The organism is Microbacterium arabinogalactanolyticum (assembly GCF_030268005.1).
GTDB lineage: Bacteria > Actinomycetota > Actinomycetes > Actinomycetales > Microbacteriaceae > Microbacterium > Microbacterium arabinogalactanolyticum.
In genome coordinates this window covers 261,622-286,012 of sequence record NZ_BRZC01000007.1, presented here as the reverse complement: position 1 = coordinate 286,012, position 24,391 = coordinate 261,622, and the positions used below count along the sequence as shown (strand labels likewise).

Below are 24,391 nucleotides of genomic sequence, written 5' to 3'. Positions count from 1 at the left end.
CCCGAGATCATCTCCGGGCGGGCCTTCTCACGTTCCGGCGCGCTCGCCTAGAACAGCATCCCGTCGCCGCGGTCGTCGGCGCGCGGCTCCGCCATCAGCCGCTCATCGAGCGATGCGGCGGCCAGCAGCGCCTCGTCGATGAGATCCCGTGTCGGATCACCGGTCAGCCAGTCCGCGGCGAAGCCGGTGGGCACCAGCATCGGCACGCGGTCGTGCAGGGCGGCCAGGTGCGGGGGAGCGGGGCGCATCACGATCGAGTAGCAGGTGGTCCACTCGCCGTCGGGCGTGCGGCCGCGCTGCGTGACGGCCGCCATGCCGAACAGCACGCCGCGTCCGAATCCGAACTCGTGCCAGACGCGGTCGGGTTTCTGCAGCTCGAACCATCCTGTGGTCGGCACGATCGCCCGGCTGCGCAGGCCGCCTGGTCTGTCCTGCAGGCGCTCGGAGCGCGTGTTGATCGAGGGGAACCGTGCCGGCGCCCCGTCCACGAGGTAACCCCACCACGCCGGCTCCAGTGTCGGCATGCCCTCCGACGCGGTCACCAGCGGGTTGAGATTGCGCAGGTTCTTGCCGGTGGGGCGCAGGGTCTCGCCGGCGTTGGCCTCCGCCCAGGAGCGCAGCCCTTCCAGGACCGCCTCATCGGCCTCGGCCAGCAGTTCGGCATCCGTGAATCGGGGATCGAGTCCGTAGCTCGCGCACATGCTGACAGGGTACTCACGGCTGCCGACATCGGGACGATTCCGGATCGTGGGATGGATGCGCTCCGAGGCCATCCCGAGCGGTACCGTGGAGCGAGTGACACGGACCCGCACCATGCCCACCTGGCTCGCGCTCGGAGGGGCCGTCTCGATCGGCGCGATGACCGCCGTGCAGGCGCGCATCAACGGCGTGCTGGGTGTGCGGGTCGACGACGGCATCGTCGCCGGACTCATCTCCTTCGCCGTCGGCCTGATCGCCCTGCTCATCCTGGTCCCGCTGATCCCGTCGACGCGTGCCGCCGCGGGCCGGCTGATCGACGGCATCCGCACTCGCACCATCCCAGTCTGGATGCTGCTCGGCGGCGCCTGCGGTGCGCTCACGGTGTCGACGCAGGGCGTCGTCGCCGGGGTGCTCGGAGTGTCGCTCTTCACGGTGGGCATCGTCGCCGGCCAGACCCTGCACGGACTGCTGCTGGACCGCATCGGCTTCGGCCCTGCCGGCGTCGTCGCGGTGACTCCGGGGCGAGTCGTCGGCGGTGCGCTCGCGCTGCTCGCGGTGGGAATCTCGATCGGCGGGGACGTCCTGCGCGAGGCGCCGGTCTGGCTGCTCGTGCTGCCCGTCCTCGCCGGTGCCGGTATCGCCTGGCAGGCCGGTGCGAACGGCCGGCTCGCGAAGACGGTGTCCTCGCCGATCGCCGCGACGCTGATGAGCTTCATCGCGGGCACCTCGGTGCTCGTGGTCGCCGCGGCGGTCAGTGTCGCGGTGCGCGGGCTGCCCGCTGCTCTCCCTGCCGAACCGTGGCTCTACGTCGGCGGACTGCTCGGCTTCGTCTACATCATGCTCGGTGCGTTCCTCGTCGCGCACACCGGCGTGCTGCTCATGGGGCTCGGCAGCGTCCTGGGGCAGCTGAGTATGTCGATCCTCATCGATCTGCTGTGGCCCACGGCGAGCCGTCCCGCTCTCTGGCAACTGCTCGCGATGGTGGTGGTCGCGTTCGCCTCCGTCTTCGCGGCGCTGCCGCGCCGACGCCGCTGATCAGCGACGTCGGCGCGCACGCTCAGCCCTCTCGCCGCCCCGCGGGCATCTGAGTCAGCAGGGCGTCGGCGTCGATCGGCTTGCGGCGCCCGGCGTCCTTGCCCTGCGGCTTGCCTCCGACGTACAGCCAGCCCAGCAGCTCCTCGTTCTCGGCCAGACCGTGCGCCTCGGCCACGGCGCGCGAACGGGTGTACCCGCCGGTGCGCCAGATCACGCCCCACCCCGCCTCGTCGAGCAGCAGGCTGAGCGTGTGCGCGACGCCGGAGGCCACGGCCTCCTGCTCCCAGTGCGGCACCTTGTCGCTCTTCCGATAGGAGACGACCACCGCGATCAGCAGCGCCGAGCGCAGCGGTTTGGTGGACGGCTTGTCGTCGCCGTTCGCCTTCGCGATGGCCGCACCGAGCGCGATCCGATCGTCGCCGCGCAACTCGATCAGCCGCCACGGGCGCAGCGAGGAATGATCGGCGACCCGGCCCGCCGCCGCGATCAGCGGCAGCAGCTCCTCGCGTGTCGGGGCGTCCTCGGTGACCTTCGACCAGGAGGTGCGCCGCAGGACGGCCTCGAGCGCGCTCACGACTCGTCGGGGCTGAACGTCAGGGCGAGCGAGTTCATGCAGTAGCGGTCACCGGTCGGCGTGCCGAAGCCGTCGGGGAAGACATGTCCGAGATGCGAGCCGCAGGCGGCGCAGCGCACCTCGGTGCGCACCATGCCGAGCGTCGTGTCCTCGATCAGCTCGACCGCCTCGGGGCGCACCGACTCGTAGAAGCTCGGCCAGCCGCAACCGGAATCGAACTTGGTGCCGCTGCGGAACAGCTCCGCCCCGCAGGCGCCGCAGGTGTAGAGCCCGTCGCGCTTCTCGTCGAGCAGTTCGCCGGTCCACGCACGCTCGGTCGCCGCCGTGCGCAGCACCGCGTACTGGTCGTCGCCGAGCTCTTCACGCCACTCGGCCTCGGTCTTGTTCACGCTGTAAGCCATGCATCCATTCTCCCCCGTCCGCGGGCCAGATGGGCCGGTGTGATGAACGGCCCGTTCCGCGGCGCGGCCGGGCTGGGAGAATGGCCGGATGACGGATGCCGTGCGCGAGCGCTACGACCGATTCGCCCGCGAAGAGGCCCCTGGTCGCAGCGCGGTGTACGCCGAGTGGGCTGCGGGAGTCGCCGCGGATGCCGAGATGCAGGCCGTGCTCTCCCGGATCCCGGAGCAGCACCGGCAGCCGCCGCTGGTGTTCGCGGTGACGCGGCTGCGGGGTGCGCCCGTCGCGGGGTACGCGGACTGGCGAGCCTTCGTGCTCGCCCACGCCGGCGAGATCGTCTCGGAATGCGCACGCCGCACCGTGCAGGCCAACGAACCGCTGCGCCTGGCCGCTCTGCTGCCTGCCCTCAGCGCCATCGACGGCCCGGTCGCCCTGCTCGAGCTGGGCGCCGCGGCCGGGCTCTGCCTGTTCCCCGACCGGTACTCCTACCGCTTCCTGGGGGAGGACGGCACCGAACGCACCCGCCTCGACCCGGCATCCGGCCCGTCGCGCGTGGTGCTGACGACTGTCGTGCGCGGTGCGCTGCCGCCACTGCGGATGCCGGAGGTCGTCTGGCGCGCGGGCATCGATCTCTCGCCCGTCGACGTGCGGGATGCCGCGGATCGTGCCTGGCTGGAGACGCTGGTCTGGCCGGGGGAGGACGAGCGCGCCGGGCGTATCGCCGCCGCGGCCGACATCGTCGCGGCCGACCCGCCGCTGCTCCTCGCCGGCGACGCCGCGCAGCGGCTGGGGGACCTCGTGGCATCCGCACCGCCGCAGGCGACCCTCGTGACCACCACCCCCGGCGTGCTCGTCTACCTGCCGCGCGAGGCGCGGCAGGCGCTGATCGGCGCCATCCGCTCGTCCGGCGCGCGCTGGGTGACGATCGATCCGGTGCGCCTGCACGAGGGCTGGTCCAGTCAGGAGGGCTGGTCGGGGCGCGAGGGCGCCTTCGCGGTCGGCCTCGACGGCGATCCGGTCGCGGATGCCGATCCGCTGGGGCGCTGGTGGGAGTGGCGCGCGGGCGTCGGGCCCGATCGCGCGTAGCCTGATGCCATGCTGGGTGAACTCTCCGATCGCGATCGCGCGATCCTGACGCTGGAGGCGGCGTGGCCGCGGCACGGCGGCATGAAGGAGGAGACGATCCGCGCGCAGCTGGGCATGAGCCCGGCGCGCTACTACCAGCTGCTCGGGCGCCTGATCGACACCGAGGAGGCGCTGGAGTTCGACCCCCTGCTCGTGCGCCGCCTGCGACGGCTGAGGGACGCCCGAGGCAGGCAGCGCACGGCGCGCATGCGCGGATTCGCCGGCTGAGCCGACCGCTCCAGCGGTTTCCCGGGGTTCGGCCGATAGCATCGTGGGGTGTCAAAGTCCCCCCACGACCGATTCGACGACATCCCCCGCACCTCCGGACGCGTCGGCGCGCACCGCGCTGAGCAGCCGGGCATCAACGGACCCATCGCTCTGCTGTGGTCGGCGGCGGTCGCGCTGGTGCTCATCGTCATCGGGATCTTCGTCTCGATGGTGCTGATGGGGCGCATCGACCTGTTCGGCACGGCCGAGCCCGCAGCACCCCAGACGCCCGGCGTGCTTGCCGAGATCGACACCTCGTACCAGGTGCTCATCCTCAACGCGACCCCGGAGACCGGAGTGGTCGCCCAGGTGCGGCAGAAGCTGATCGACCAGGGCTGGGCGGCGGATGCCGTGTTCGGCAGCGACGGCTCGACCACGAAGTTCGATCAGACCACCGTCTTCTACGTGAAGAAGGCGGACGAGTCCGCAGCGCTCGGCGTCGCGGAGGTCCTGGGCGGCGCGAAGACCGAGCAGAGCGATCATTACCAGTCGGTGAGCGGCGACGGCTCCCCGCAGCTGACCGTCGTGATCGGCATGGACCACGTCGGCACGACGAGCCCCGCACCCGGTGGCGGGGAGAAGACCCCCGCGGGCTGACCCTCGCGGGCCGATCCCACGACCTGATCCGCGCTCGGCGAACGCGGCATCCGCGTGGCTTGCACTCTCATGGGTCGAGTGCCAGACTGAGTGTTAGCACTCGATCACCCTGAGTGCTAACAAAATCGCCTACGTCCGGGAGGGACGAAAGACTCATGGCAAAGATCATCGCTTTCGATGAGGAGGCCCGCCGCGGCCTCGAGCGCGGCCTGAACATCCTGGCCGACGCCGTCAAGGTGACCCTCGGCCCGCGCGGTCGCAACGTCGTGCTGGAGAAGAAGTGGGGCGCCCCCACGATCACGAACGACGGCGTCTCCATCGCCAAGGAGATCGAGCTCGACGACCCGTACGAGAAGATCGGTGCGGAGCTCGTCAAGGAGGTCGCCAAGAAGACCGACGACGTCGCCGGTGACGGAACCACCACCGCGACCGTCCTCGCTCAGGCACTGGTCCGCGAGGGTCTGCGCAACGTCGCAGCCGGCGCCGACCCGATCAGCCTGAAGAAGGGCATCGAGAAGGCCGTCGCAGCCATCACCGCCGACCTGCTCGCCAGCGCCAAGGAGATCGAGTCCAAGGAGCAGATCGCCGCCACCGCGTCGATCTCCGCCGCTGACCCCGCGATCGGCGAGCTCATCGCCGAGGCGATCGACAAGGTCGGCAAGGAGGGTGTCGTCACCGTCGAGGAGTCGCAGACCTTCGGCACCGAGCTCGAGCTCACCGAGGGCATGCGTTTCGACAAGGGCTACCTGAACCCCTACTTCGTCACGGACCCGGAGCGCCAGGAGGCCGTCTTCGAGGACCCGTACATCCTCATCGCCAACCAGAAGATCGGCAACATCAAGGACCTGCTGCCGGTCGTCGACAAGGTGATCCAGGACGGCAAGGAGCTGGTCATCATCGCCGAGGACGTCGAGGGCGAGGCTCTCGCGACGCTGGTGCTGAACAAGATCCGCGGCATCTTCAAGTCCGTCGCCGTCAAGGCTCCGGGCTTCGGCGACCGCCGCAAGGCCCAGCTGCAGGACATCGCGATCCTGACCGGCGGCCAGGTCATCACCGAGGAGGTCGGCCTCAAGCTCGAGAACACCACCCTCGACCTGCTCGGCCGCGCCCGCAAGGTCATCGTCACCAAGGACGAGACCACGATCGTCGAGGGTGCCGGTGAGCAGTCCGCGATCGAGGGCCGCGTGACCCAGATCCGTCGCGAGATCGAGAACACCGACAGCGACTACGACCGCGAGAAGCTGCAGGAGCGCCTCGCCAAGCTCGCCGGCGGCGTGGCCGTCATCAAGGCGGGCGCCGCCACCGAGGTCGAGCTCAAGGAGCGCAAGCACCGCATCGAGGACGCCGTCCGCAACGCGAAGGCAGCCGTCGAGGAGGGCATCGTCCCCGGTGGTGGCGTCGCGCTGCTGCAGTCGGCCAAGGTGCTCGACACCCTCACCCTCGAGGGCGACGAGGCCACCGGCGCGAACATCGTCCGCGTCGCCATCGAGGCGCCGCTGAAGCAGATCGCCATCAACGCGGGCCTCGAGGCCGGCGTCGTCGCGCACAAGGTGTCCGAGCTCCCCGCGGGCCAGGGCCTGAACGCCGCGACCGGCGAGTACGGCGACATGTTCGCACAGGGCATCATCGACCCGGCCAAGGTCACCCGCTCGGCGCTGCAGAACGCAGCCTCGATCGCCGGCCTGTTCCTCACCACGGAGGCCGTCGTCGCGGACAAGCCCGAGAAGGCTCCGGCCATGCCGGCTGACCCGTCGGGCGGCATGGACTTCTGAGTCCGGCCTGATCGACAGACAGAACGCCCCCTGCTCCGGCAGGGGGCGTTCTGCGTGTCCGGGGCCCCGCTCAGCGGAACAGGCTCGCGGAGTACTGATCGGCATCCGCGTACTGGCTGGCGGCAGATCCGAGCGCGGTGCCGATGGAGGCCAGCACCTGCTCGACGTGAAGCTGCGCGCCACGCCACTGCTCGCTGCACTGCTGGAACGCCAGTGACGCGGAACCGGTCCAGGACGACTGCAGCTGCGTGAGCTGCGCCATGAGAGCGGCCGATTCGCTCTGCAGACGCTCCATGGTGGCGCGGGCGGCGCCGTTGGCGGCGTGGACCGCATCGGTGTCGACGGTGAAGACGGACATGGGGTTCTCCTCTCGATGAGCTTCTGAGACTAGAAGCGCGGAGAGGGACGGATGCCCCGGATCCCGGCATCCGTGCACAACCCACGGGGAACGGGAGATGTGCAGGGGAAGTCGCTCAGAGATCCAGGCGGTCCAGCGGCTGGGTCTCCTCGAGCAGATGCGCGGGAGTCGCCTGCGCGGGGGCGAGGGGAAGCGAGACGATGAAGGTCGCGCCGCCGCCCGGCGTCTCCTCCACATGCACGGAGCCGTGCAGCGACTCCAGGATCGAGGCGACGATCGCCAGGCCCAGGCCCGCCCCGCCGGTCTCCCGGGCGCGGGACGTGTCGGCGCGCCAGAAGCGCTCGAAGATGTGCTCGCGGATCTGCGGCGGGATGCCCTCGCCGTGATCCACGATGGCGATCGTGCCGACGCCGCGGCGGCGGTCCGCGCCGACGACGAGCTCGATGGGGCTCTCGGCGGGGGAGAAGCGGCGCGCGTTGCCGAGCAGGTTCGTCACGACCTGACGCACCTTGTTCTCCTCGCCGAGCACGATCGGGGGCGTACGGACCGGAGCATCCGTCGCCTCGGTGAAGTCGATCGACGGCACGACCGGGGCGGGCCTTCCGCGACGGCGCAGGCGACCCAGCGCACCCGCGGCGCGGCCGGTCGGTGCGGGCGAGGCCACGGGAGGGTCGGCGGGGGCGGCCGGATGCAGGCGCGGGGGTTCCTGATCCTCGGCGGTGTTGTCGATCACGGTGATGGTGCGCCCCGGCGAGGCGACCCGCAGGTCCAGAGCGGCGTCGCGGGCCACCGGGCGCAGGTCGATCGGGACGATCTCGAGCTGCTTCTCGCGATCCTCGTCCAGGCGCGCGAGGGCGAGGAGGTCCTCGACGAGCACGCCCATCCTGATCGCCTCCTTCTCGATGCGCTCCATGGCACGTGCGGTGTCCTCGTCACCGCTGATCGCGCCCATCCGGTACAGCTCCGCGTATCCGCGCACGCTCACCAGCGGAGTGCGCAGCTCATGGCTGGCGTCGCCGATGAATCGCCGCATGTTCTGCACCGTGCGGTCGCGCTGGGCGAGCGAGTGGTCGACGCGGTCGAGCATGGTGTTGATGGCGGAGTTGAGGCGTCCGACCTCGGTGGTCGGCTCCAGATCCGTGAGCCGCTGGCTGAAGTCGCCCGCGGCGATGGCCATGGCGGTGGACTCCACGTGGCCGAGTCTGCGGAAGGTGAGCGTGACGAGACCGCGGATCAGCAGCGCCGCGAGCAGGATCGTCACCAGTGCGACGGTCGTGTACACCGCGAAGTAGGTGCCGACGATCTTGTCGGCCTCCTCCAGGGGCAGTGCGACCATCTGCACGTAGGTGACGCCGGCGATCTTCTGCAGCGACTGGGTGGCGGCAGCCGCCGTGTACGTCTGGCCGCTCGGAGTGGTGAGCGTGACCGTGGTGTCGCCCATGGCCTGCGCGGACTGCAGGCTGAGCTTCGCGGGGAACTGCGGGCGATGCTCGGGGGTGCTCTGGCCTCCGGCGGTCGCGATCGGATCACCCGCGGTGGTGTAGAAGGCGACCACGAAGTCCGTCGCGCGGGGCGCGTCGTCCTTCTGGTCGAAGACCAGCTTCCCGTCGGGGATCGACACGTCGAAGAAGCGCTCCGCCTGCCCCGTGCCGGTGAGTGAGGGCAGCTGCTGGTTGATGTTGTTGATCATCGCACCGCGCAGGATCGGCACGGTGCCGATCCCCGCGACGACGAGCCCGAGGGCGAGCACCGCGACCGTCACTCCCGTGACCTTGGCGCGCAGGCTGATCCGCCGCCACCACTGGGTGACGGAGTCCGCGCCTTGTGCCATGGGAGTGCTCTGAAGTCCGCGCTCAGGCGGTCTTGCCGACCTTCAGCATGTAGCCGAAGCCGCGCTTGGTCTGGATGACCGACTCCTCGGTGTGCGGGTCGATCTTGCGCCGCAGGTACGAGATGTAGCTCTCCACGATGCCCGCGTCGCCGTTGAAGTCGTACTCCCACACGTGGTCCAGGATCTGCGCCTTGGAGAGCACCCGGTTGGGGTTGAGCATGAGGTACTTGAGCAGCTTGAACTCGGTGGGACTCAGCTCGATAGGCACCTTGCCCACGAAGACGTCGTGGGTGTCCTGATCCATCGACAGCTCGCCGGCGCGGATCAGCGACTCCTCGTCGCCGTTCTGCATCGTGCGGCGCAGGATGGCCTGGGCGCGCGCGACGATCTCGTCCAGGGCGAAGGGCTTGGTGACGTAGTCGTCGCCGCCGGCGTTCAGTCCTTCGATCTTGTCCTGGGTGTCGTCCTTGGCGGTGAGGAACAGGATCGGGGCGGTGAAGCCCGCCCCGCGCAGTCGCTTGGTGACGCTGAAGCCGTTCATGTCCGGCAGCATGACGTCGAGGATGATGAGGTCCGGCTCCTCCTCGAGGACGGCAGAGATGGTCGCCGCGCCGTTGGCGACGGTCTTCACCTTGAACCCGGCGAAGCTGAGACCCCGGGAGAGCAGGTCGCGGATGTTCGGTTCGTCGTCGACGACCAGGATGCGCGCATCAGTCATGACCCCATTATGGTGAGTTCACCGATGCGCGGGCTGATTGCGCTCGGAGATGCGGCGGTCAGAGCTGCAGCGCGGCGTCGATCGCGTGGGAGACCACGTCATCGATCGGGGCGTCCGGGTCGACAGTGAGGCGATGCAGCAGCAGCCCGTCACCGGCGGCCATGAGGAAGATCGTGTTGCGCGCGGCAGCGTCGCCGCCGAGACGGGTCAGGATGCTGCGCACCCATGCCTCCATGCCCGTCCGCTGCTCGCGCAACGGGCGCACTGCGTCGTCGTCCGCTTCGAGGAAGAGCGCGTACCGGGCGCGGGTTCGCGCGGCCAGCGGGCCGGACTGCACCTCGATCATCCGGGTGAGCGCGCCGACGAACTCGTCGCGCGTGGCGATCTCCGGGGTGCCGGCGTCACCCATCTCGTGCCGGGCAATCCATTCGGCCACGCCCGCCACCAGCGCCGCGCGGGTGCGGAAGTGGTTCGAGGTCGACCCTGCGGGGAGGCCTGCCGCGGCATCCACTCGGCCGTGTGTCAGCGCGCGGATGCCTTCGGTGCCAATCAGGGTCACGGCGGCTTCCAGTGCGCGTCTTCGCGTGGTGCTCACATGCCGAGCCTACGCAACTATGTTCATAGTGACAGGTTACTATGAACATAGTAAAGTGAGAGCATGGCCGGAAGGCCCGGTCCGCACAGCGACGTGGAGGCCCTCTCATGGACGCAGACGCAGCTCCTCATGACACCCTGCAGCAGGAGTGGTCGCCCCCGCTGCCGCCGGCGCCAGGCTTCGCGCACCGGATGGTCCGCACCCCTGGAGCGCGGTGCCATGTCGCCGAGATCGGCGAGGGCGACCCTGTCCTGCTTCTGCACGGCTTCCCCGAGCACTGGTGGCAGTGGCGGCTCATCGCGCCGCGGATCGCGGCTCACGGCTATCGGGTGATCTGCCCCGACCTGCGCGGATCAGGATGGACCGAGACCGACGCCCCCGGCATGCACCGGACGATCCAGAGGGACGACGTACTGGCGGTCCTCGACGCGCTGGGCGTCGTGCGCGTGCATGTGATGAGCCACGACATGGGTGCGATCTCCGCGATGCAGCTCGCCTATACGCATCCCGACCGCATCCGCTCGATGGTCCAGCTGTCGGTGCCTCCGGGGTTCCTGGAGTTCACGCCCCGGATCATCCCCGCCTTCGCGCACATGCCGGCCCTGTTGATGCATCGTCCGCCGCGATCGATGGGATACCTCTTCGCCGCTCCGTACATCTCCCACCCGCTGTCGGCAGACGTGCTGGGCGGCTATCTCGCGCCGGAGCGGCGCCCCGAGGTGCTGCAGAACGTGCGCGCGCTGTACCGGGGCATGGTCATCCCCGAGGTCGTCAGGCTGGTGCGCGGGGATTACAAGCGGATGCGGCTGCAGCCGCCGACGCTGTTCGTCTTCGGCCGCGAGGATCGCCCCTTCAGCGAGGCGAACGTACGGCGGATCAGCCGCCATCACGACCGCTGCGCCGAGCGGTTCGAGCTCGCCTTCGTCGACGACGCGGCGCACTTCATCACCGACGATGCACCGGATGCCATCGTCGATCTGGCCCTGGAGTGGTTCGCGCGAGAGGGCTGAACGGCGCGGGGCGATGCGCGGACTGCTCGGATCCGCAAGGATCGTCGTGTGCCGTCCGACATCGATCCCCGCACCGGTCATGCATCGCCCGCGGCGTACCCGCCGCCACCGCCACCTGCACCGCGCCCGCCCGCGGGAGTCCCGGCCACGCCGGTGATGGCAGGAGCGGGGACGCCGGAGGAGCTCGCCTTCCACCGGCTGGATCGTGCGCGCTCCCGGCCGCCGCGCTGGTGGCGGCCGCTGCTGGTGGCGCTCGTGGCCGTGGGCCTGTACCTCGCCATGATGGTCGCGATCATGGTGCCCCTGGTCATCATCGCGATGCAGGTGCCCGCGTTCGGGAGCGCGTTCGACGCACTCGCCCGTGGCGAGATCCCCGGGTTCGACGTCGCCGATCCCACAGGGTTCCTGCTCCTGGTCGTCCCGCTGATCCTGATGATCCCCGCGCTGCTGGCGGCGTCCCGGATGCTCGGCGGACGGGGCGTGGGACTGCTGCTGTCGGTCACCGGCCGCCTCCGCTGGGGCTGGCTCGGACGCAGCCTGCTCGCCGCGCTCGCCGTGTTCGTCGTGCAGACGGCGGTGTCGCTCGCGCTCGCCGCGGCCACAGGCGAGTCCATGGCGGTGGACGCCTCGCAGCCCGGGCTCGCGCTGATGGTCGTGCTGATCGTCGTGCTCGTCCCGCTGCAGTCCGCAGCCGAGGAGTACGTGTTCCGCGGGTTCCTGATGCAGGCGATCGGCACCTGGCTGCGGCATCCGCTCTTCCCGATCCTGCTGCCGATCCCGCTGTTCGTGTTCGGGCACCTCTACGACGTGTGGGGGCTCCTCAGCGTCGGCGTGTTCGCGGTCACGGCCGCCTGGCTGGCGTGGCGCACCGGCGGGCTGGAGTCGGCGATCGCGCTCCACGCGGTGAACAACGTCTCGGCGTTCCTGCTCGGCGCCTTCGGCCTCGCCGACGCGAACGCCACGACCGGATCGCCGGTCGACGTGCTCACCGCGGCGATCACGATGGCCGTGTACGCAGGGATCATCGAGTGGATGCAGCGGCGGCACGGGCTGGTGCGCACCCGCACCGTGCAGCTTCCCGCGCCGATGCCGGCCCCGCAGGGGTAGCATCCGAGACATGTCAGAGTTCGAGGGCGGCGACAGCGCCTGCTGGCTCTCGAAGGTGTGCCCCGAGTGCGGTGCGCTGCTCGACGACCTCTCCTCGCCGTGCTGGCGATGCGGGCTGAAGCCGGGGGAGGAGCCGCGCGACTGACTCAGGCCGCCAGGTCGACGGCGTCCATGATCGTGTAGCTGTACCCCTGCTCGGCGAGGAACCGCTGCCGGTTCTGCGCATAGTCCTGATCGACCGTGTCGCGGGCGATCAGCGTGTAGAAGCTCGCTGTGTGGTTCGACTGCTTGGGACGCAGCAGGCGTCCGAGCCGCTGCGCCTCCTCCTGGCGGGAGCCGAACGAGCCCGAGACCTGGATCGCGACGGAGGCCTCCGGCAGGTCCACCGAGAAGTTCGCGACCTTCGACACGACCAGCAGCGAGATCTCGCCCTCGCGGAACTGCCGGTACAGCTCCTCGCGCTCGTCCACGGGGGTCGCGCCGGTGATCTGCGGGGCGTTGAGCGCCTCGGACAGCTCCTCGAGCTGATCGAGGTACTGCCCGATCACCAGGATCCGCTCGTCGGGGTGCTTCGCGATCAGCTCGCGCACGGCCGTGATCTTCGCCGGGGCGGATGCCGCGAGCCGGTACCGCTCGTCGTCGGTGGCCGCGGCGTACTCCAGCCGGTCGCTGGGCGGCAGGTCCACTCGCACCTCGTAGCAGGCGGCGGGGGAGATGAAGCCCTGCGCCTCGATCTGCTTCCAGGGTGCGTCGAACCGCTTGGGGCCGATCAGGCTGAACACGTCGCCCTCGCGGCCGTCCTCGCGCACCAGGGTCGCGGTCAGGCCGATGCGGCGACGCGCCTGCAGGTCGGCCGTGAGCTTGAACACCGGGGCCGGCAGCAGGTGCACCTCGTCGTAGACGATGAGGCCCCAGTCCAGGGCATCCAGCAGGGCGAGGTGCGCGTACTGGCCCTTCCGCTTGGCGGTGAGGATCTGGTAGGTCGCGATGGTGACCGGCTTGACCTCCTTGGCCTGACCGGAGTACTCGCCGATCTCGTCCGGGGTGAGCGAGGTGCGCTTCAGCAGCTCGTCGCGCCACTGCCGCGCCGAGACGGTGTTGGTCACCAGGATCAGCGTCGTCGTGCCGGTCGCGGCCATGGCGCCTGCGCCGACGATCGTCTTGCCCGCGCCGCAGGGGAGGACGACCACTCCGGAGCCCTCGTGCGCGAACGCGTCGACGGCCTGCCGCTGGTACGGACGCATCGCCCACCCGTCCTCCGCGAGCTCGATCTCGTGCGGGGTGCCGGGGGTGTAGCCCGCGAGATCCTCGGCGGGCCAGCCGATCTTCAGCAGCTCCTGCTTGATCTGACCGCGCGCCCAGGCGTCGATCGTGTAGCTCTGCGGGGTCGGGTGGCCGATCAGCAGCGGCTGGATGCGCTTGTTGCCCGCCACCTGGGTGAGCACTGCCGCGTCGTCCGAGCGCAGGATCAGCGCGCCTTCCTCGTCCCGTTCGATGACGAGACGGCCGTAGCGGTCCACGGTCTCACGGAGGTCGACCGACACCGACGGCGGCACCGGGAAGCGGGACCAGCGGTCCAGGGTCTCCAGCATGTCGTCGGCCGTGTGGCCGGCTGCGCGGGCGTTCCACAGCCCCAGCCGGGTGATCCGGTAGGTGTGGATGTGCTCGGGCGCGCGCTCCAGCTCCGCGAAGATCGCCAGCTCGTGACGCGCGGTCTCAGCATCGGCGTGCGCGACTTCGAGCAGCACGGTGCGGTCGCTCTGGACGATCAGGGGGCCATCAGACATAGCAGACCAGTCTACCGGCGACGTCCGGGAGAGGCTCTGCTCAGCTCTCGAGCACCCGCACCGAGCGGATGCTGCGCACCGGGAGCGTCCGCTCGACGTCGGCGGCGCGGTCGCGACCGCGCAGGCGCCCGCCGCCGATGCCGGATGCCTCCAGCGTCAGCTCCCGGCTCGAGCCGTCCGGCATGGCGACCTCGACGAGCATGAGCGCGCGGGCGCGGACGGCGGCCTCCAGCTCGCGGTCCAGCCATGCGGCATCCGCGTCCGGGCCGCGGTGCGCCCGCAGACGGGCGATGAGCGTCGCATACGTCGGGGGATGCGCGGGTGCGGTCGGCGCGACCCGGCGGCGCAGCGCCGCCACCGTCGCGCCGTCGCGGTCCACCAGCGTCGCCGGGTAGCGGGCATCCGCCAGCGCCCAGGCGACGGTCTCCGCGCTGACGCGCGAGACCAGCCGGTCGCCGTCGCGGACCAGGCCCATGGGACGCAGATTGCGGTCGACCTCGATGGCCTGCAGCAGGTTCTCGTCCGTGCTCGACACCGCGGTGCCACCGGTGGCATCCGGGCCGACCCTGACCAGTCCGTGCCGTGCCGCGGCCTGCGCGACCAGGTATTCGAGCGGCTGCGGAAGACCGGTCAGCGAGATCTCCCGCAGGAACGACAGGATGCTCTGCTCGGTCTCGCCGTCGACGAGCGCGCCGGCCACCGAGTCGGCGGTGAACCGGTACGACGAGGTCTGAGCGCCGGTCTCGTGCTCGGTCATGCCGCGCAGGCGATTGTCGAGCGCGGGCTGCAGCGGCCCCGGCGCGATGGCGGTCAGGTCGTTCTGCAGGAACAGCCGATCCACCTCCGTGGGCAGCAGCGCCTCGAGGTCCGTGGTGTCCGGCTCGGCGCCCTCGCGCAGTCGACGCGCCCAGGCCGGCTCCGCGTGGTCGGGCGTGCGCAGACCGAGCATCGTCGCCAGGTGCCGGAGGGCGTCTGCTCGTGCCGGCCAGGCCTCGTCCCAGGGATGGGCGTCGGCCCACATCCCGACGGGCAGCCATCCGCCGCCTGAGCGGATGCCCGCGGGCAGGGCCTTCCGGAAGCCGTCGGCCAGCATGCTCCAGCGCTCCGCGAACGACGAGTCGAGCCAGCGCTCGGCGGCGGCGGTGACGCGGAGCTCGCGGTCGACGGCGTGCGCGAGTCCGGTCAGGTCGGCGATCTCGCGCAGCTCGTCCGGATCGTCGCCGGGGGCGAATCTGCGCTTCTCCGTGGCGCTCAGGGCGCCGGTGGCGACGAGCGCCAGTGGCGTGGTCCTGGCAGTCAGCAGCAGGTCGGCCAGCGCGCCCACCGTCGTGAACGCGCGCTCTGCGGCACGGGCCGACCCCGCGGCGGATGCCGGGGTCTCCTCGACAGGGTCGAGCTCCGGCACCGGTGGGTGAGCGGTCACCGCGGCGGCGACCGGCGCCGGGACCCGGCCCCCGTCGTCGACGAGACCTCGTTCGGCGAGCATCGTCAGCTCGTCGGCATCCGCCTCACCCGCGACGGCGCCTGTCAGGGCGCGCGCTTCGGCGCGGGTGAGCGCCGCGAGTCCGCGCTCGATGGAGACCGGCTCGAGCAGCGCCTCCGCTGCGTCGAAGAAGTCCGACCACTCGGCGTCGGGGCGCACCGCACGGCTGCGCAGCAGGTCGGCCAGCCGGGCATCGCTCACCGCGGCCAGCCTGTCGGCCAGCGGGCGCGCGTGGGTGCTCATCCTCGGCTCAGCGGCGCGTGTTCGCGCGTCCCCTGCGGACGAAGGTGATGATCAGCAGCGTGATGATCATCAGGAACGCGACGGGAAGGCCGTAGAGCGGCAGCGCCGCGATGAAGGGCCAGGCGCCCTGGCCGAAGTCCTTCTGCTGCATGCCGGTGGCGGTGCCGATGGGGATCGCGAAGAAGCAGATGATGGACGCCGCGGTCAGCGCCAGGGCCGTGTATGCCAGGATGCGATCGAGCAGACCGTTTGAGGTGCCGCTGCTGTCTTCGTGCGTGCTCATCACACTCCAGCGTATCGCCTGGGCGGTTGCGCGGGATCGAGCGTCCGCACCGGGTGCACGGGTAGGCTGGAGGGGTCGCGCCGCCGCGCGACGATTCACGACAGCGACACTCAGCGAGGTTCTCCCATGCCCACCGGCAAGGTCAGGTTCTACGACGACGAGAAGGGGTTCGGCTTCATCGCATCCGATGACGGCCAGGACGTCTTCCTGCACGCCTCTGCCCTTCCTGCAGGCGTCTCCGTGAAGAAGAACACCCGCGTGGAGTTCGGCCTCGCAGACGGCCGCCGCGGCCCGCAGGCCCTCTCCGTGCGCGTGCTGGACGCACCGCCCGCTCGCGCGAAGACCCCGCGCGCGAACGCCCATGACATGGCCGTGATCATCGAGGACCTCATGAAGATGCTCGACGACGCGAGCGCGGACCTGCGCCACGGCCGTCCCACCAGCCGGGCTCTGCCCGCCGTGCTCCGCAAGGTCGCTGATGACCTCGACGCCTGACGAACTCGCTTCGGCGACGCGGGAGCTCGCGCTCGCCGCGCTGCACGAGATCACCCCGGCATCCACCGTCGGGCCGGCCGCCGGTCACTCCGTCGAGGAGAGCGGCGCGGTCTCGCTGCGCTTCGAGAACCGCCTCCCCGGATACCCGGGGTGGTACTGGACGGTCTCGGTCGCGCAGGTCGACGGCGAGGAGCCGACGGTGCTCGAGGTCGAGCTGATGCCCGGCGAGAGCGCCCTCCTGGCCCCGGACTGGGTGCCGTGGGCCGAGCGGCTGGCCGAGTATCGCGCGCACCAGGCGGAGCTCGCCGAGCAGGCGGCCGCTGCGGGTGAGGATGCGGACGACGACGCCGACGAGTCCGATGACGAGGACTCCGACGGGGACGACGACCACGACGAGAGCGACCTGCTGCACGCGGGTGACCTCGACGGCGTCGACATCGACGAGCTGGACGCGGACGACGACGACTCATCCGATGAGGATGACGAGGACGACGAGGACGTCGAGTCCGATGACGACGACGAGTCCGACGAGGACGACGACGACGAGTCCGACGAGGACGACGAGTCCGACGAGGATGAGGATGGTGACGACTCCGACGAGGAGGAGTGACCCCAGAACGGAGAACGCCCGCACGACCTGACGGTCGGTGCGGGCGTTCCGTGTTTCGGGGCTCAGCCCTGGTGCTCGAGCACGAACTCGATAGAGCGGATCAGCTGGCGCACGTCATCGGGTTCGATCGACACGAACGTCGCGATGCGCAGCTGGTTGCGGCCGAGCTTGCGGTAGGGCTCGGTGTCGACGATGCCGTTGGCGCGCAGCGTCTTGGCGATGGCCGCCGCATCGACCCCGTCGAAGTCGATGGTCGCGACGACGGGGGAGCGGTGCGCCGGGTCGACGACGAACGGCGTGGTGACCGAGGTGGCCTCGGCCCAGTCATACAGCAGACCGGACGACTCGGCGGTGCGGGCGGCCGCCCACTCCAGTCCGCCGTGGTTCAGGATCCACGCGAGCTGGCTGTCCAGCAGGTGCAGCGTGGTGAGCGCCGGAGTGTTCAGGGTCTGGCTGAGCCGCGAGTTGTCCAGGGCGTTCTTCAGGCTGAGGAACTCCGGGATGTACCGGCCGGATGCCGCGATGCGCTCGATGCGCTCGACGGCGGCGGGGGAGACCGCCGCGAACCACAGGCCGCCGTCGGAGCCGAGGTTCTTCTGCGGCGCGAAGTAGTAGACGTCTGCCTGCGTCACATCGAAGTCGATGCCGCCCGCCGCGCTGGTCGCGTCGATCACGGTGAGGGCGCCCTCTGCGGCGACGCGCTGCACGGGTGCGGCCACACCGGTGGAGGTCTCGTTGTGCGGCCAGGCGTAGACGTCGATGCCCTCGACGACCTCGGCCGAGGTCAGCGACCCGGGCTCCGCGTTGCGCACATCGGGCGCCTCCAGCCACGGGGCCGCGGCCGCCTTGGCGAACTTGCCGCCGAACTCGCCGAACACCAGGTTCTGACTGCGGCGCTCGATCAGTCCGAAGGCCGCGGCGTCCCAGAACGCCGTGGATCCACCGTTGCCGAGGATGATCTCGTATCCGTCGGGAAGACGGAACAGCGTGGAGAGGCGCTCACGAGCGCTCGCGACCAGGTTCTTGACCGGCAGCTGGCGGTGAGAGGTGCCCAGCAGACTCTCTCCGACCGAGGCGAGCGCCTCGACCTGCGCGGGGCGCACTTTGGACGGACCGCAGCCGAAGCGTCCGTCGACGGGCAGGAGTTCTCGGGGGATCTCGATCGCCATGGGTCGATTGTAGGCGGGTATCCCGTGCCCTTCCGCCCGCATGACGGCGACGAGCTCCTGTGAAAAGGTAGGCTTGCCTAAGAACCTCCGGAGGGCCCGCATGACCGATCTGATCGACACGACCGAGATGTATCTCCGCACCATCCTCGAGCTCGAGGAGGAGAACATCGTGCCCCTGCGCGCGCGCATCTCCGAGCGCCTCGGGCACTCTGGTCCGACTGTGTCGCAGACCGTGGGGCGTATGGAGCGCGATGGCCTCGTCGTCGTCTCCGAGGACCGCCGGCTCGAGCTCACGGATGCCGGCCGCCGCAAGGCCGTCGACGTCATGCGCAAGCACCGCCTCGCCGAGCGGCTGCTCTCCGATGTCATCGGGCTGGACTGGGCGTTCGTCCACGAAGAGGCCTGCCGGTGGGAGCACGTCATGAGCGAGCAGGTCGAGCGCCGGCTCGTGGAACTGCTCGGTCATCCGACGGAGTCGCCATACGGCAACCCGATCCCCGGCCTCGACCAGCTCGGCGACGTCCCGACGCGCTCCTTCGACGACGGCGTGATCGGACTGGTCAAGAAGCTGGACGCCGCTGGTGAGCCGATCGAGGGCACCGTCCGGCGCCTCGCCGAGCCCGCTCAGGTGGATCCCGAGCTGCTCGAGCAGCTACGCGACGCCGGTGTCGTCCCCGGCGCTCGAGGGGACTACCGGTACAACGAGGGCTACGTCCTCATCCGCATGGAAGGCCGCGAAGAGGGTCTGGAGCTGCCGGTCGAGCTGGCGTCTCACATCTTCCTGGTCGGCGGTAACTCCTGATCAGATGATCTTTCTCCCTCCGCCAGGAAGATTGCCAGGTTCGGAGGGTGACAGAATCGTTATCTTCCGGTAACGTCGTTGGGGTCGCCGACGAAGAAGCCCGTCGGTGACGATCACGGGGATCGCCTCCCTGGCTCGTCGTCCCCGTGAGCAGTTCGCACAACGTGCCGTGTGACATACGTGCCCGAGAATCGACATTGCTGACGAGCCTGCGCTAGCCCGAATGAGCGCGGAGGCGCAGGAGGAATCCCTTTTGGCCGAAGACATCGCCACGACCGACGCAGCTGAAGACCCGAAGAAGAGCAGGAAGGTGCGAGGACGCGCCGCCAGCCGCACAGGCACCCGCTCCAGCGTGAAGCCCATGCGCACTGTCGCGATCTTCGCGGCAGTCGGTGCTCTCGTCGCCGCCGTCGCACTTCCCGCCTACGCAGCGACCGGCGGCGCGTCCGCCAAGTCCGGTGCCGCGACCCTTCAGCAGATGGCCGCCGACGACGCGCAGTCGCTCGTCGTGGCATCCGAGGCCACCACGGCTCCGCTCGACCGCGGCACCTACGCCGCGACCACGCCCGACGAGATCGCGAAGAAGAAGGCCGAGGAGGCCGCCAAGAAGCGCGCCGCCGCTGCTGCCGCCGCGCGCACCGCGGGCGCCGGCGGCCGACTGAGCGACGCCGACCTGCGACTGGTCGCGGCCGGCTCCGGTGAGGTGCGCTACCCGCTCCCGCAGGGCTCGTACTACGTCAGCCGCACGGTCGGCAGCGGCCACAACGGCGCCGACATGGTGGCGCCGGCCGGCACCCCGATCTTCGCCGCCGCGGGCGGTGTGGTGCGCGTCTCGTCCGAGAGCTACTTCGGCTACGGCGTCGCCATCGTCATCGACTCGGTGGTCGGCGGTCAGCGCGTCTCCACGCTCTACGGCCACATGACGAACGGCACGCGCGCCGTCTCGGCCGGCCAGACCGTCCAGCCCGGACAGTTCATCGGCAAGGTCGGGAACACGGGTCGCTCCTACGGCGCCCACCTGCACTTCGAGGTGCACGTGAACGGCTCCCTCGTCGAGCCGATCTCCTGGTTGCGCGCGAACGCGGGCTGACCCGACACGTCGTCGTCCGTCTGAGCGCCGTTCCCGCGCTGTTCAGACGGATGGGCTAGCCTGTACCCGTCGTCGTACGGACGGGAGAAGCCGATGGAGCAGTTACCGAGCATCCGAACCATGGATGCGCTCGGTCGTCTGGTTCTTCGGCATCGTCCGCAGGGACGGCTCGACACCGTCGAGCGTGGAAGGCGCTGTCTGTAAGGCAGCGCCTTTTTTCGTCCCTGCGACCGCCTGCTGTCCGCGCGGCGTCGTGTGAGTCGAGAGCGCCGGGAAGCCATCCCGGCCGGATCGAGAGGATGACGACGATGCGCACACTGGTCCTGAACGCCGGATACGAGCCCCTCACCGTGGTCTCGTTCAAGAGAGCCATGGTGCTCGTGATGAACGACAAAGCCAGCGTGATCGAGCACGTGGAGGGCGATCCCGTCTGGGCGGGACGCAACGCATACGACCGGCCGGTCGTGATCCTGCTCACCCGCTATGTGCGCGTGCCGTCATCGAGGCGCGTTCCTGTAACCCGGCGGGGCGTGCTCCGCCGGGACGACCACCGCTGCGGCTACTGCGGACGGAGTGCGTCGACGATCGACCACATCCTTCCGCGCTCGCGGGGAGGGGCGGACAGCTGGGAGAACCTCGTCGCCTGCTGCCTGAAGTGCAACAACATCAAGAGCGACCGCACCCCGCAGGAGATGGGCTGGGAACTGCGGATGACGCCGCGACCGCCGCACGGCACGGCGTGGACGGTGCGCGGCGGTGAGCGCGGTGACCCGCGCTGGGAGCCGTACCTCGCGCTCGCGGCGTAGGTTTCAGGCGGCCGGCGTTCGCTCGGCTAGACTTGCCGGGCGCCCTCGTAGCTCAGTCGGATAGAGCGGCCCTCTCCTAAAGGGCAGGTCGCAGGTTCGAATCCTGTCGAGGGCACGCATGACGAAGGCCGATGCCCCGAGGAGCATCGGCCTTCGCTGCATTCCGGATGTCAGTGCGCCGCGCGGTATGCGTCCATGACGTCCGCGGCGATGCGGCCCCGTTCGGAGACCTTCAGGCCCTGGGCCTTCGCCCACTCGCGGATCTCACCGACCTCGGAGTCTCGCGATGCCCGGCGGCGGGGAGCGGCGGCGCGGGCGGTTCCGGCCGAGGCGCGACGCCCGGCCTTGATGTACGGGTCGAGAGCCGCACGCAGCTCCTCCGCGTGGGAATTCGTCAGGTCGATCTCGTACGCCACGCCGTTCAGGGAGAAATGGACGGTCTCGCCCTCCCCGACCTCCAGCAGCGTGCCATCGATATCGTCAACGAGCTGATGCACAATTCTTCGAGCCATGGGAAGAACAATATGTGCGATATTCCGCCCTGGCAAGAATGCGCGCGGTAAATCGCAGCGAATTCATTTCGGAAATGTCAGGGAAGAAGACCGGCGCGGCGGGCGCGCGCCACCGCGGAATGGCGAGTGGAGGCGTCCAGCTTCGACATCGCCGTTCCCAGGTACGCCTTGACGGTGCCTTCGCGCAGTCCGAGCTGGGCGGCGATCTCGGAATTCGTGGAGCCCACGGCGGCGCACGCCAGCACGTCCAATTCGCGCGGGGAGAGATGCACCGTGGGAATGGTCCCTGTGGTGGCGGACTGCTCGGGCTCGACGAATCCCATCAGGCGGCGTTCGACGGCGGCGATGCGGTCGCGCAGGGCCTCGTCGGTGATTCCGGCCGCGATGCTGCGGAGCTCCGCGAAGCTCTCCCGGAGCTCCTCGCGCTGCGGCGTGGCCAGAGCGGGCGCGGGAGCGGACTCGCGCAGCCGCCGGTCGACCTCGTCGCGGATGCGCAGCTCCGTGGCGATGCGCTGAGCGACGCTCATGGCCGGCGCCGTCGTCACGCCTCCGACCTCGGACTCCTCCCATGCGCCGGCGTAGAGCACTCCGCGCGGACGGCCCTCGACGATGATGGGAAGGGCGAGCAGCGTGCGCAGCCCCTCGCCCAGCACGAACACGTCGTAGTCGTGCGTGATCTGCTGCGAGGCGCGGTAGTTGTTCGTCATGCGGGGGCGGAGCTCGATCATCGCGCGCCCGCCGAGTCCGCGCTCCGGGCGCACCTGCAGCCCGTCCAGGTGGCGCGTGCGATTGCCGACGATGGTCGTGACCGCGACCTCGCCGTCCTCGATGAGTCCGCCGAATGCGACCGGGAAGCGCGTGCGCCGAGCGAGCTCGCGTACGCCGTCGGCGACGAGCTCCTCTGCGGATCCGGTCTGCACGCTCATTCTCAGCAAATACCAACTTTCGGGGGTGACCGCTGCGTCCTCCCCTTTCGTAGCGTCGACGATACCACCCGCGTGACGCCGTCACGTGGCATCGGACATGTGGCAAGGAGGCCTCATGACAGGTCGGATCGACGAAGAATCAGGCGTAGGCATCGATTACATCGCGGTCGAGGAATCGCAGCGGTTCCAAGGGTTGAGAAGGATGCAGCGGTCATTCATCTTCCCTCTCGCGGTGTTCTTCCTGCTCTGGTATTTCGCATATGTGCTGCTCGCCGCGTTCGCCGTGGATTTCATGAGCCAGCGGGTCTGGGGTGACATCACCGTCGGCCTGCTCTTCGGACTGGGCCAATTCGTGACCACGTTCGTGATCACCATGTGGTACGTCTCATTCGCCAACCGCAAGCTCGACCCCGTGGCGAAAGAGATCCGCGAAGAACTCGAGAAGGCGGAGGCCGGCGCATGAACGTGACACCCATGGCCGCGGAAGCCGTGAAGAACGACCCCGTCCTGAACATCGCCATCTTCGCGGCGTTCGTCGCGGTGACGCTGTTCATCGTGATCCGCGCGAGCCGCAACAACAAGACGGCCGCCGACTACTACGCAGCCGGACGCTCGTTCAGCGGAACGCAGAACGGCTTCGCGATCGCCGGCGACTATCTCTCGGCAGCATCCTTCCTCGGCATCTGCGGTGCCATCGCGGTCAACGGCTACGACGGCTTCCTCTACTCCATCGGATTCCTGGTGGCGTGGCTGGTCGCGCTGCTGCTGGTCGCCGAGATGATGCGGAACACGGGCAAGTTCACGATGGCGGACGTGCTCTCGTTCCGTCTCAAGCAGCGGCCGGTGCGCATGGCGGCCGCGATCACGACCCTCGCGGTCTGCTTCTTCTACCTGCTCGCGCAGATGTCGGGTGCCGGTGGGCTGGTGTCGCTGCTGCTCGGCATCGACAGCAAGGTCGGCCAGTCGATCGTGATCGCGATCGTCGGCGTGCTGATGATCATCTACGTGCTCATCGGCGGGATGAAGGGAACCACCTGGGTGCAGATCGTGAAGGCGGGCCTGCTGATCGCCGGTGCCCTCGCCATGACGGTGTGGGTGCTCGCGCTGCACGGGTTCAGCCTGAACAACCTGCTCCAGGATGCGGTGGCCAACGCTCCGCAGGGCGACAAGATCCTCGGCCCGGGCCTGAAGTACGGCGCGAACCCCCTGGACTTCCTCTCCCTCGGCATGGCGCTCGTGCTCGGCACCGCGGGTCTGCCGCATGTGCTGATGCGGTTCTACACGGTGCCGACGGCCAAGGAGGCGCGCAAGTCCGTGGTGTGGGCGATCTGGCTCATCGGCGGCTTCTACCTGCTGAGCCTGGTGCTCGGCTACGGTGCCGGCGCGCTGGTGGGACCTGACGCCATCGCCAAGGCTCCCGGTGGCGTGAACTCCGCCGCTCCGCTGCTCGCACAGGCTCTCGGCGGTCCGCTGCTGATGGGCTTCATCTCGGCGGTCGCGTTCGCGACGATCCTCGCGGTGGTCGCAGGTCTGACCATCACGGCGGCGGCATCGTTCGCGCACGACATCTACTCCAACGTGATCAAGCGCGGCAAGGACGGCACGGGCGAGTCCGACGCCGCCGGCGAGGTCAAGGTCGCGCGCCGCACGGTCATCGTGATCGGCATCCTGGCGATCGTCGGCGGCATCGGAGCACAGGGCCAGAACATCGCGTTCCTCGTGGCGCTCGCCTTCGCCATCGCGGCGTCGGCGAACCTGCCGACGATCCTCTACTCGCTGTTCTGGAAGCGGTTCAACACGCGCGGTGCGGTGTGGAGCATGTACGGGGGCCTGATCGTGGCGGTCGCGCTCATCGTGATCTCGCCGGTCTTCTCCGGAAGCCCGACCGCGATGATCCCGGGCATCGACATCGCGATCTTCCCGCTGGAGAACCCCGGCATCGTCTCGATCCCGGCGGGTTTCCTGCTCGGCTGGATCGGCACGGTGACGGCGAGGACCGCGGAGTCGCGCGCCCTTGCCGCCGAGATGGAGGTGCGCTCGCTCACCGGCTTCGGCGCCGAGAAGGCGGTCGAGCACTAGTGACCACTCGGGTCGTTCC

28 protein-coding genes and 1 tRNA gene are annotated in these 24,391 nt (G+C 69.7%); 16 read left to right on the top strand and 13 right to left on the bottom strand.

The features are described 5' to 3' along the window. Positions 1 to 47 precede the first annotated feature (47 nt). Positions 48 to 701 carry an SOS response-associated peptidase family protein gene (locus MIAR_RS12830; RefSeq protein ID WP_285636538.1) on the bottom strand — a complete coding sequence of 218 codons (654 nt, stop codon included), beginning with the start codon at positions 699 to 701 and terminating at the stop codon, positions 48 to 50. 94 nt (positions 702 to 795) lie between these two features. Between MIAR_RS12830 and MIAR_RS12825 the strand changes: the two genes are divergently transcribed. Beyond that, positions 796 to 1,734: a DMT family transporter gene (locus MIAR_RS12825; protein WP_344289267.1), complete on the top strand. Its 939-nt coding sequence runs from the start codon at positions 796 to 798 to the stop codon at positions 1,732 to 1,734. 22 nt (positions 1,735 to 1,756) lie between these two features. Here the strand turns inward: MIAR_RS12825 and MIAR_RS12820 are convergent, their stop codons facing one another. Then, complete coding sequence (locus MIAR_RS12820) at positions 1,757 to 2,308, bottom strand: nitroreductase family protein (protein WP_285636535.1); 552 nt, start codon at positions 2,306 to 2,308, stop codon at positions 1,757 to 1,759. After that, positions 2,305 to 2,709 (bottom strand): peptide-methionine (R)-S-oxide reductase MsrB, encoded by a 405-nt coding sequence (gene msrB, locus MIAR_RS12815; RefSeq protein WP_285636533.1) that lies wholly within the window; start codon positions 2,707 to 2,709, stop codon positions 2,305 to 2,307. Before msrB ends, MIAR_RS12820 begins: the two co-directional genes overlap by 4 nt. Positions 2,710 to 2,797: 88 nt before the next feature. On the opposite strand from msrB, the gene MIAR_RS12810 reads away from it, so the two are divergent. The 4 genes from MIAR_RS12810 (at position 2,798) to groL (ending at position 6,468) form a co-directional block, all read left to right on the top strand. Further along, the gene (locus MIAR_RS12810; RefSeq protein ID WP_285636531.1) at positions 2,798 to 3,793 is read left to right on the top strand and encodes a DUF2332 domain-containing protein; all 996 of its coding nucleotides are present in this window, start codon (positions 2,798 to 2,800) and stop codon (positions 3,791 to 3,793) included. A gap of 9 nt (positions 3,794 to 3,802) precedes the next feature. Then, the gene (locus MIAR_RS12805) at positions 3,803 to 4,060 is read left to right on the top strand and encodes a DUF3263 domain-containing protein (protein ID WP_285636529.1); all 258 of its coding nucleotides are present in this window, start codon (positions 3,803 to 3,805) and stop codon (positions 4,058 to 4,060) included. A gap of 48 nt (positions 4,061 to 4,108) precedes the next feature. After that, on the top strand, positions 4,109 to 4,696 hold the full coding sequence (locus MIAR_RS12800; protein ID WP_285636527.1) for a LytR C-terminal domain-containing protein: 588 nt from the start codon (positions 4,109 to 4,111) through the stop codon (positions 4,694 to 4,696). A gap of 155 nt (positions 4,697 to 4,851) precedes the next feature. Then, positions 4,852 to 6,468 (top strand): chaperonin GroEL, encoded by a 1,617-nt coding sequence (gene groL, locus MIAR_RS12795; protein WP_285636525.1) that lies wholly within the window; start codon positions 4,852 to 4,854, stop codon positions 6,466 to 6,468. 70 nt (positions 6,469 to 6,538) lie between these two features. On the opposite strand, the gene MIAR_RS12790 is transcribed toward groL, so the two are convergent. The 4 genes from MIAR_RS12790 to MIAR_RS12775 form a co-directional block, all read right to left on the bottom strand. After that, positions 6,539 to 6,826 (bottom strand): WXG100 family type VII secretion target, encoded by a 288-nt coding sequence (locus tag MIAR_RS12790; RefSeq protein ID WP_285636523.1) that lies wholly within the window; start codon positions 6,824 to 6,826, stop codon positions 6,539 to 6,541. 115 nt (positions 6,827 to 6,941) lie between these two features. Then, positions 6,942 to 8,657 (bottom strand): sensor histidine kinase, encoded by a 1,716-nt coding sequence (locus MIAR_RS12785; RefSeq protein WP_285636520.1) that lies wholly within the window; start codon positions 8,655 to 8,657, stop codon positions 6,942 to 6,944. A gap of 22 nt (positions 8,658 to 8,679) precedes the next feature. Then, positions 8,680 to 9,375, bottom strand: coding sequence for a response regulator transcription factor (locus MIAR_RS12780; RefSeq protein WP_285636518.1), 696 nt, complete (start codon positions 9,373 to 9,375; stop codon positions 8,680 to 8,682). Between the two features lie 58 nt (positions 9,376 to 9,433). Next, a complete protein-coding gene (locus MIAR_RS12775) occupies positions 9,434 to 9,970 on the bottom strand; it encodes a TetR/AcrR family transcriptional regulator (protein WP_285636515.1) in 537 nt (178 codons plus the stop codon). Positions 9,971 to 10,077: 107 nt separating this feature from the next. On the opposite strand from MIAR_RS12775, the gene MIAR_RS12770 reads away from it, so the two are divergent. The 3 genes from MIAR_RS12770 to MIAR_RS12760 are packed head-to-tail and all read left to right on the top strand — an operon-like array spanning position 10,078 to position 12,232. Then, entirely contained in the window at positions 10,078 to 10,980 is a 903-nt protein-coding gene (locus MIAR_RS12770; protein ID WP_285636512.1) for an alpha/beta fold hydrolase, read from the top strand. Positions 10,981 to 11,028: 48 nt separating this feature from the next. Further along, positions 11,029 to 12,087, top strand: a complete 1,059-nt coding sequence (locus MIAR_RS12765) for a CPBP family intramembrane glutamic endopeptidase (protein WP_285636509.1) — start codon at positions 11,029 to 11,031, stop codon at positions 12,085 to 12,087. Between the two features lie 10 nt (positions 12,088 to 12,097). Then, positions 12,098 to 12,232 (top strand): hypothetical protein, encoded by a 135-nt coding sequence (locus tag MIAR_RS12760; protein ID WP_285636506.1) that lies wholly within the window; start codon positions 12,098 to 12,100, stop codon positions 12,230 to 12,232. 1 nt (position 12,233) lies between these two features. Here the strand turns inward: MIAR_RS12760 and MIAR_RS12755 are convergent, their stop codons facing one another. The 3 genes from MIAR_RS12755 to MIAR_RS12745 are packed head-to-tail and all read right to left on the bottom strand — an operon-like array spanning position 12,234 to position 15,883. Continuing rightward, on the bottom strand, positions 12,234 to 13,874 hold the full coding sequence (locus MIAR_RS12755) for a DNA repair helicase XPB (RefSeq protein ID WP_285636504.1): 1,641 nt from the start codon (positions 13,872 to 13,874) through the stop codon (positions 12,234 to 12,236). 40 nt (positions 13,875 to 13,914) lie between these two features. Continuing rightward, a complete protein-coding gene (locus MIAR_RS12750) occupies positions 13,915 to 15,600 on the bottom strand; it encodes a helicase-associated domain-containing protein (RefSeq protein WP_285636501.1) in 1,686 nt (561 codons plus the stop codon). A 7-nt stretch (positions 15,601 to 15,607) separates the two neighbouring features. Next, a complete protein-coding gene (locus tag MIAR_RS12745; protein WP_285636498.1) occupies positions 15,608 to 15,883 on the bottom strand; it encodes a multidrug ABC transporter ATPase in 276 nt (91 codons plus the stop codon). Positions 15,884 to 16,009: 126 nt separating this feature from the next. Between MIAR_RS12745 and MIAR_RS12740 the strand changes: the two genes are divergently transcribed. Beyond that, positions 16,010 to 16,378 carry a cold-shock protein gene (locus tag MIAR_RS12740; RefSeq protein ID WP_285636495.1) on the top strand — a complete coding sequence of 123 codons (369 nt, stop codon included), beginning with the start codon at positions 16,010 to 16,012 and terminating at the stop codon, positions 16,376 to 16,378. Next, entirely contained in the window at positions 16,362 to 16,988 is a 627-nt protein-coding gene (locus tag MIAR_RS12735) for a DUF3027 domain-containing protein (protein ID WP_285636492.1), read from the top strand. The genes MIAR_RS12740 and MIAR_RS12735 overlap by 17 nt, the downstream gene beginning before the upstream one ends. Positions 16,989 to 17,050: 62 nt before the next feature. Here MIAR_RS12735 and serC read toward each other — a convergent pair whose 3' ends face one another. Further along, complete coding sequence (serC, locus tag MIAR_RS12730; protein WP_285636489.1) at positions 17,051 to 18,157, bottom strand: phosphoserine transaminase; 1,107 nt, start codon at positions 18,155 to 18,157, stop codon at positions 17,051 to 17,053. A gap of 100 nt (positions 18,158 to 18,257) precedes the next feature. Here serC and MIAR_RS12725 point away from each other — a divergent pair, with 100 nt between their 5' ends. The 4 genes from MIAR_RS12725 (at position 18,258) to MIAR_RS12710 (ending at position 20,970) form a co-directional block, all read left to right on the top strand. Continuing rightward, positions 18,258 to 18,959 (top strand): iron-dependent transcriptional repressor DtxR, encoded by a 702-nt coding sequence (locus tag MIAR_RS12725; RefSeq protein WP_285636486.1) that lies wholly within the window; start codon positions 18,258 to 18,260, stop codon positions 18,957 to 18,959. Between the two features lie 253 nt (positions 18,960 to 19,212). Then, positions 19,213 to 20,049, top strand: a complete 837-nt coding sequence (locus tag MIAR_RS12720; RefSeq protein ID WP_285636483.1) for a M23 family metallopeptidase — start codon at positions 19,213 to 19,215, stop codon at positions 20,047 to 20,049. A 308-nt stretch (positions 20,050 to 20,357) separates the two neighbouring features. Further along, a complete protein-coding gene (locus tag MIAR_RS12715; RefSeq protein ID WP_285636480.1) occupies positions 20,358 to 20,855 on the top strand; it encodes an HNH endonuclease in 498 nt (165 codons plus the stop codon). A 41-nt stretch (positions 20,856 to 20,896) separates the two neighbouring features. Beyond that, positions 20,897 to 20,970 (top strand) — tRNA-Arg (locus MIAR_RS12710). A gap of 55 nt (positions 20,971 to 21,025) precedes the next feature. On the opposite strand, the gene MIAR_RS12705 is transcribed toward MIAR_RS12710, so the two are convergent. Together MIAR_RS12705 and MIAR_RS12700 are read right to left on the bottom strand one after the other, a co-directional pair. Beyond that, positions 21,026 to 21,367 carry a histone-like nucleoid-structuring protein Lsr2 gene (locus MIAR_RS12705; RefSeq protein WP_285636478.1) on the bottom strand — a complete coding sequence of 114 codons (342 nt, stop codon included), beginning with the start codon at positions 21,365 to 21,367 and terminating at the stop codon, positions 21,026 to 21,028. A gap of 77 nt (positions 21,368 to 21,444) precedes the next feature. After that, positions 21,445 to 22,293, bottom strand: coding sequence for a LuxR C-terminal-related transcriptional regulator (locus MIAR_RS12700; protein WP_285636476.1), 849 nt, complete (start codon positions 22,291 to 22,293; stop codon positions 21,445 to 21,447). Between the two features lie 115 nt (positions 22,294 to 22,408). Here MIAR_RS12700 and MIAR_RS12695 point away from each other — a divergent pair, with 115 nt between their 5' ends. Both MIAR_RS12695 and MIAR_RS12690 read left to right on the top strand, forming a co-directional pair. After that, entirely contained in the window at positions 22,409 to 22,756 is a 348-nt protein-coding gene (locus tag MIAR_RS12695; protein ID WP_285636474.1) for a DUF485 domain-containing protein, read from the top strand. Beyond that, the gene (locus MIAR_RS12690; RefSeq protein ID WP_285636473.1) at positions 22,753 to 24,372 is read left to right on the top strand and encodes a solute symporter family protein; all 1,620 of its coding nucleotides are present in this window, start codon (positions 22,753 to 22,755) and stop codon (positions 24,370 to 24,372) included. Before MIAR_RS12695 ends, MIAR_RS12690 begins: the two co-directional genes overlap by 4 nt. Positions 24,373 to 24,391: the final 19 nt, after the last annotated feature.

What these genes read in the sequence shown, in the direction of transcription:
- MIAR_RS12830 (WP_285636538.1), bottom strand. Translation starts at nt 701, where the DNA reads ATGTGCGCGAGCTACGGACTCGATCCCCGATTCACGGATGCCGAACTG.
- msrB (WP_285636533.1), bottom strand. Translation starts at nt 2,709, where the DNA reads ATGGCTTACAGCGTGAACAAGACCGAGGCCGAGTGGCGTGAAGAGCTC.
- MIAR_RS12810 (WP_285636531.1), top strand. Translation starts at nt 2,798, where the DNA reads ATGACGGATGCCGTGCGCGAGCGCTACGACCGATTCGCCCGCGAAGAG.
- MIAR_RS12805 (WP_285636529.1), top strand. Translation starts at nt 3,803, where the DNA reads ATGCTGGGTGAACTCTCCGATCGCGATCGCGCGATCCTGACGCTGGAG.
- groL (WP_285636525.1), top strand. Translation starts at nt 4,852, where the DNA reads ATGGCAAAGATCATCGCTTTCGATGAGGAGGCCCGCCGCGGCCTCGAG.
- MIAR_RS12790 (WP_285636523.1), bottom strand. Translation starts at nt 6,826, where the DNA reads ATGTCCGTCTTCACCGTCGACACCGATGCGGTCCACGCCGCCAACGGC.
- MIAR_RS12785 (WP_285636520.1), bottom strand. Translation starts at nt 8,657, where the DNA reads ATGGCACAAGGCGCGGACTCCGTCACCCAGTGGTGGCGGCGGATCAGC.
- MIAR_RS12780 (WP_285636518.1), bottom strand. Translation starts at nt 9,375, where the DNA reads ATGACTGATGCGCGCATCCTGGTCGTCGACGACGAACCGAACATCCGC.
- MIAR_RS12770 (WP_285636512.1), top strand. Translation starts at nt 10,078, where the DNA reads ATGGACGCAGACGCAGCTCCTCATGACACCCTGCAGCAGGAGTGGTCG.
- MIAR_RS12760 (WP_285636506.1), top strand. Translation starts at nt 12,098, where the DNA reads ATGTCAGAGTTCGAGGGCGGCGACAGCGCCTGCTGGCTCTCGAAGGTG.
- MIAR_RS12755 (WP_285636504.1), bottom strand. Translation starts at nt 13,874, where the DNA reads ATGTCTGATGGCCCCCTGATCGTCCAGAGCGACCGCACCGTGCTGCTC.
- MIAR_RS12750 (WP_285636501.1), bottom strand. Translation starts at nt 15,600, where the DNA reads ATGAGCACCCACGCGCGCCCGCTGGCCGACAGGCTGGCCGCGGTGAGC.
- MIAR_RS12745 (WP_285636498.1), bottom strand. Translation starts at nt 15,883, where the DNA reads ATGAGCACGCACGAAGACAGCAGCGGCACCTCAAACGGTCTGCTCGAT.
- MIAR_RS12740 (WP_285636495.1), top strand. Translation starts at nt 16,010, where the DNA reads ATGCCCACCGGCAAGGTCAGGTTCTACGACGACGAGAAGGGGTTCGGC.
- MIAR_RS12735 (WP_285636492.1), top strand. Translation starts at nt 16,362, where the DNA reads ATGACCTCGACGCCTGACGAACTCGCTTCGGCGACGCGGGAGCTCGCG.
- serC (WP_285636489.1), bottom strand. Translation starts at nt 18,157, where the DNA reads ATGGCGATCGAGATCCCCCGAGAACTCCTGCCCGTCGACGGACGCTTC.
- MIAR_RS12725 (WP_285636486.1), top strand. Translation starts at nt 18,258, where the DNA reads ATGACCGATCTGATCGACACGACCGAGATGTATCTCCGCACCATCCTC.
- MIAR_RS12715 (WP_285636480.1), top strand. Translation starts at nt 20,358, where the DNA reads ATGCGCACACTGGTCCTGAACGCCGGATACGAGCCCCTCACCGTGGTC.
- MIAR_RS12705 (WP_285636478.1), bottom strand. Translation starts at nt 21,367, where the DNA reads ATGGCTCGAAGAATTGTGCATCAGCTCGTTGACGATATCGATGGCACG.
- MIAR_RS12700 (WP_285636476.1), bottom strand. Translation starts at nt 22,293, where the DNA reads ATGAGCGTGCAGACCGGATCCGCAGAGGAGCTCGTCGCCGACGGCGTA.
- MIAR_RS12695 (WP_285636474.1), top strand. Translation starts at nt 22,409, where the DNA reads ATGACAGGTCGGATCGACGAAGAATCAGGCGTAGGCATCGATTACATC.
- MIAR_RS12690 (WP_285636473.1), top strand. Translation starts at nt 22,753, where the DNA reads ATGAACGTGACACCCATGGCCGCGGAAGCCGTGAAGAACGACCCCGTC.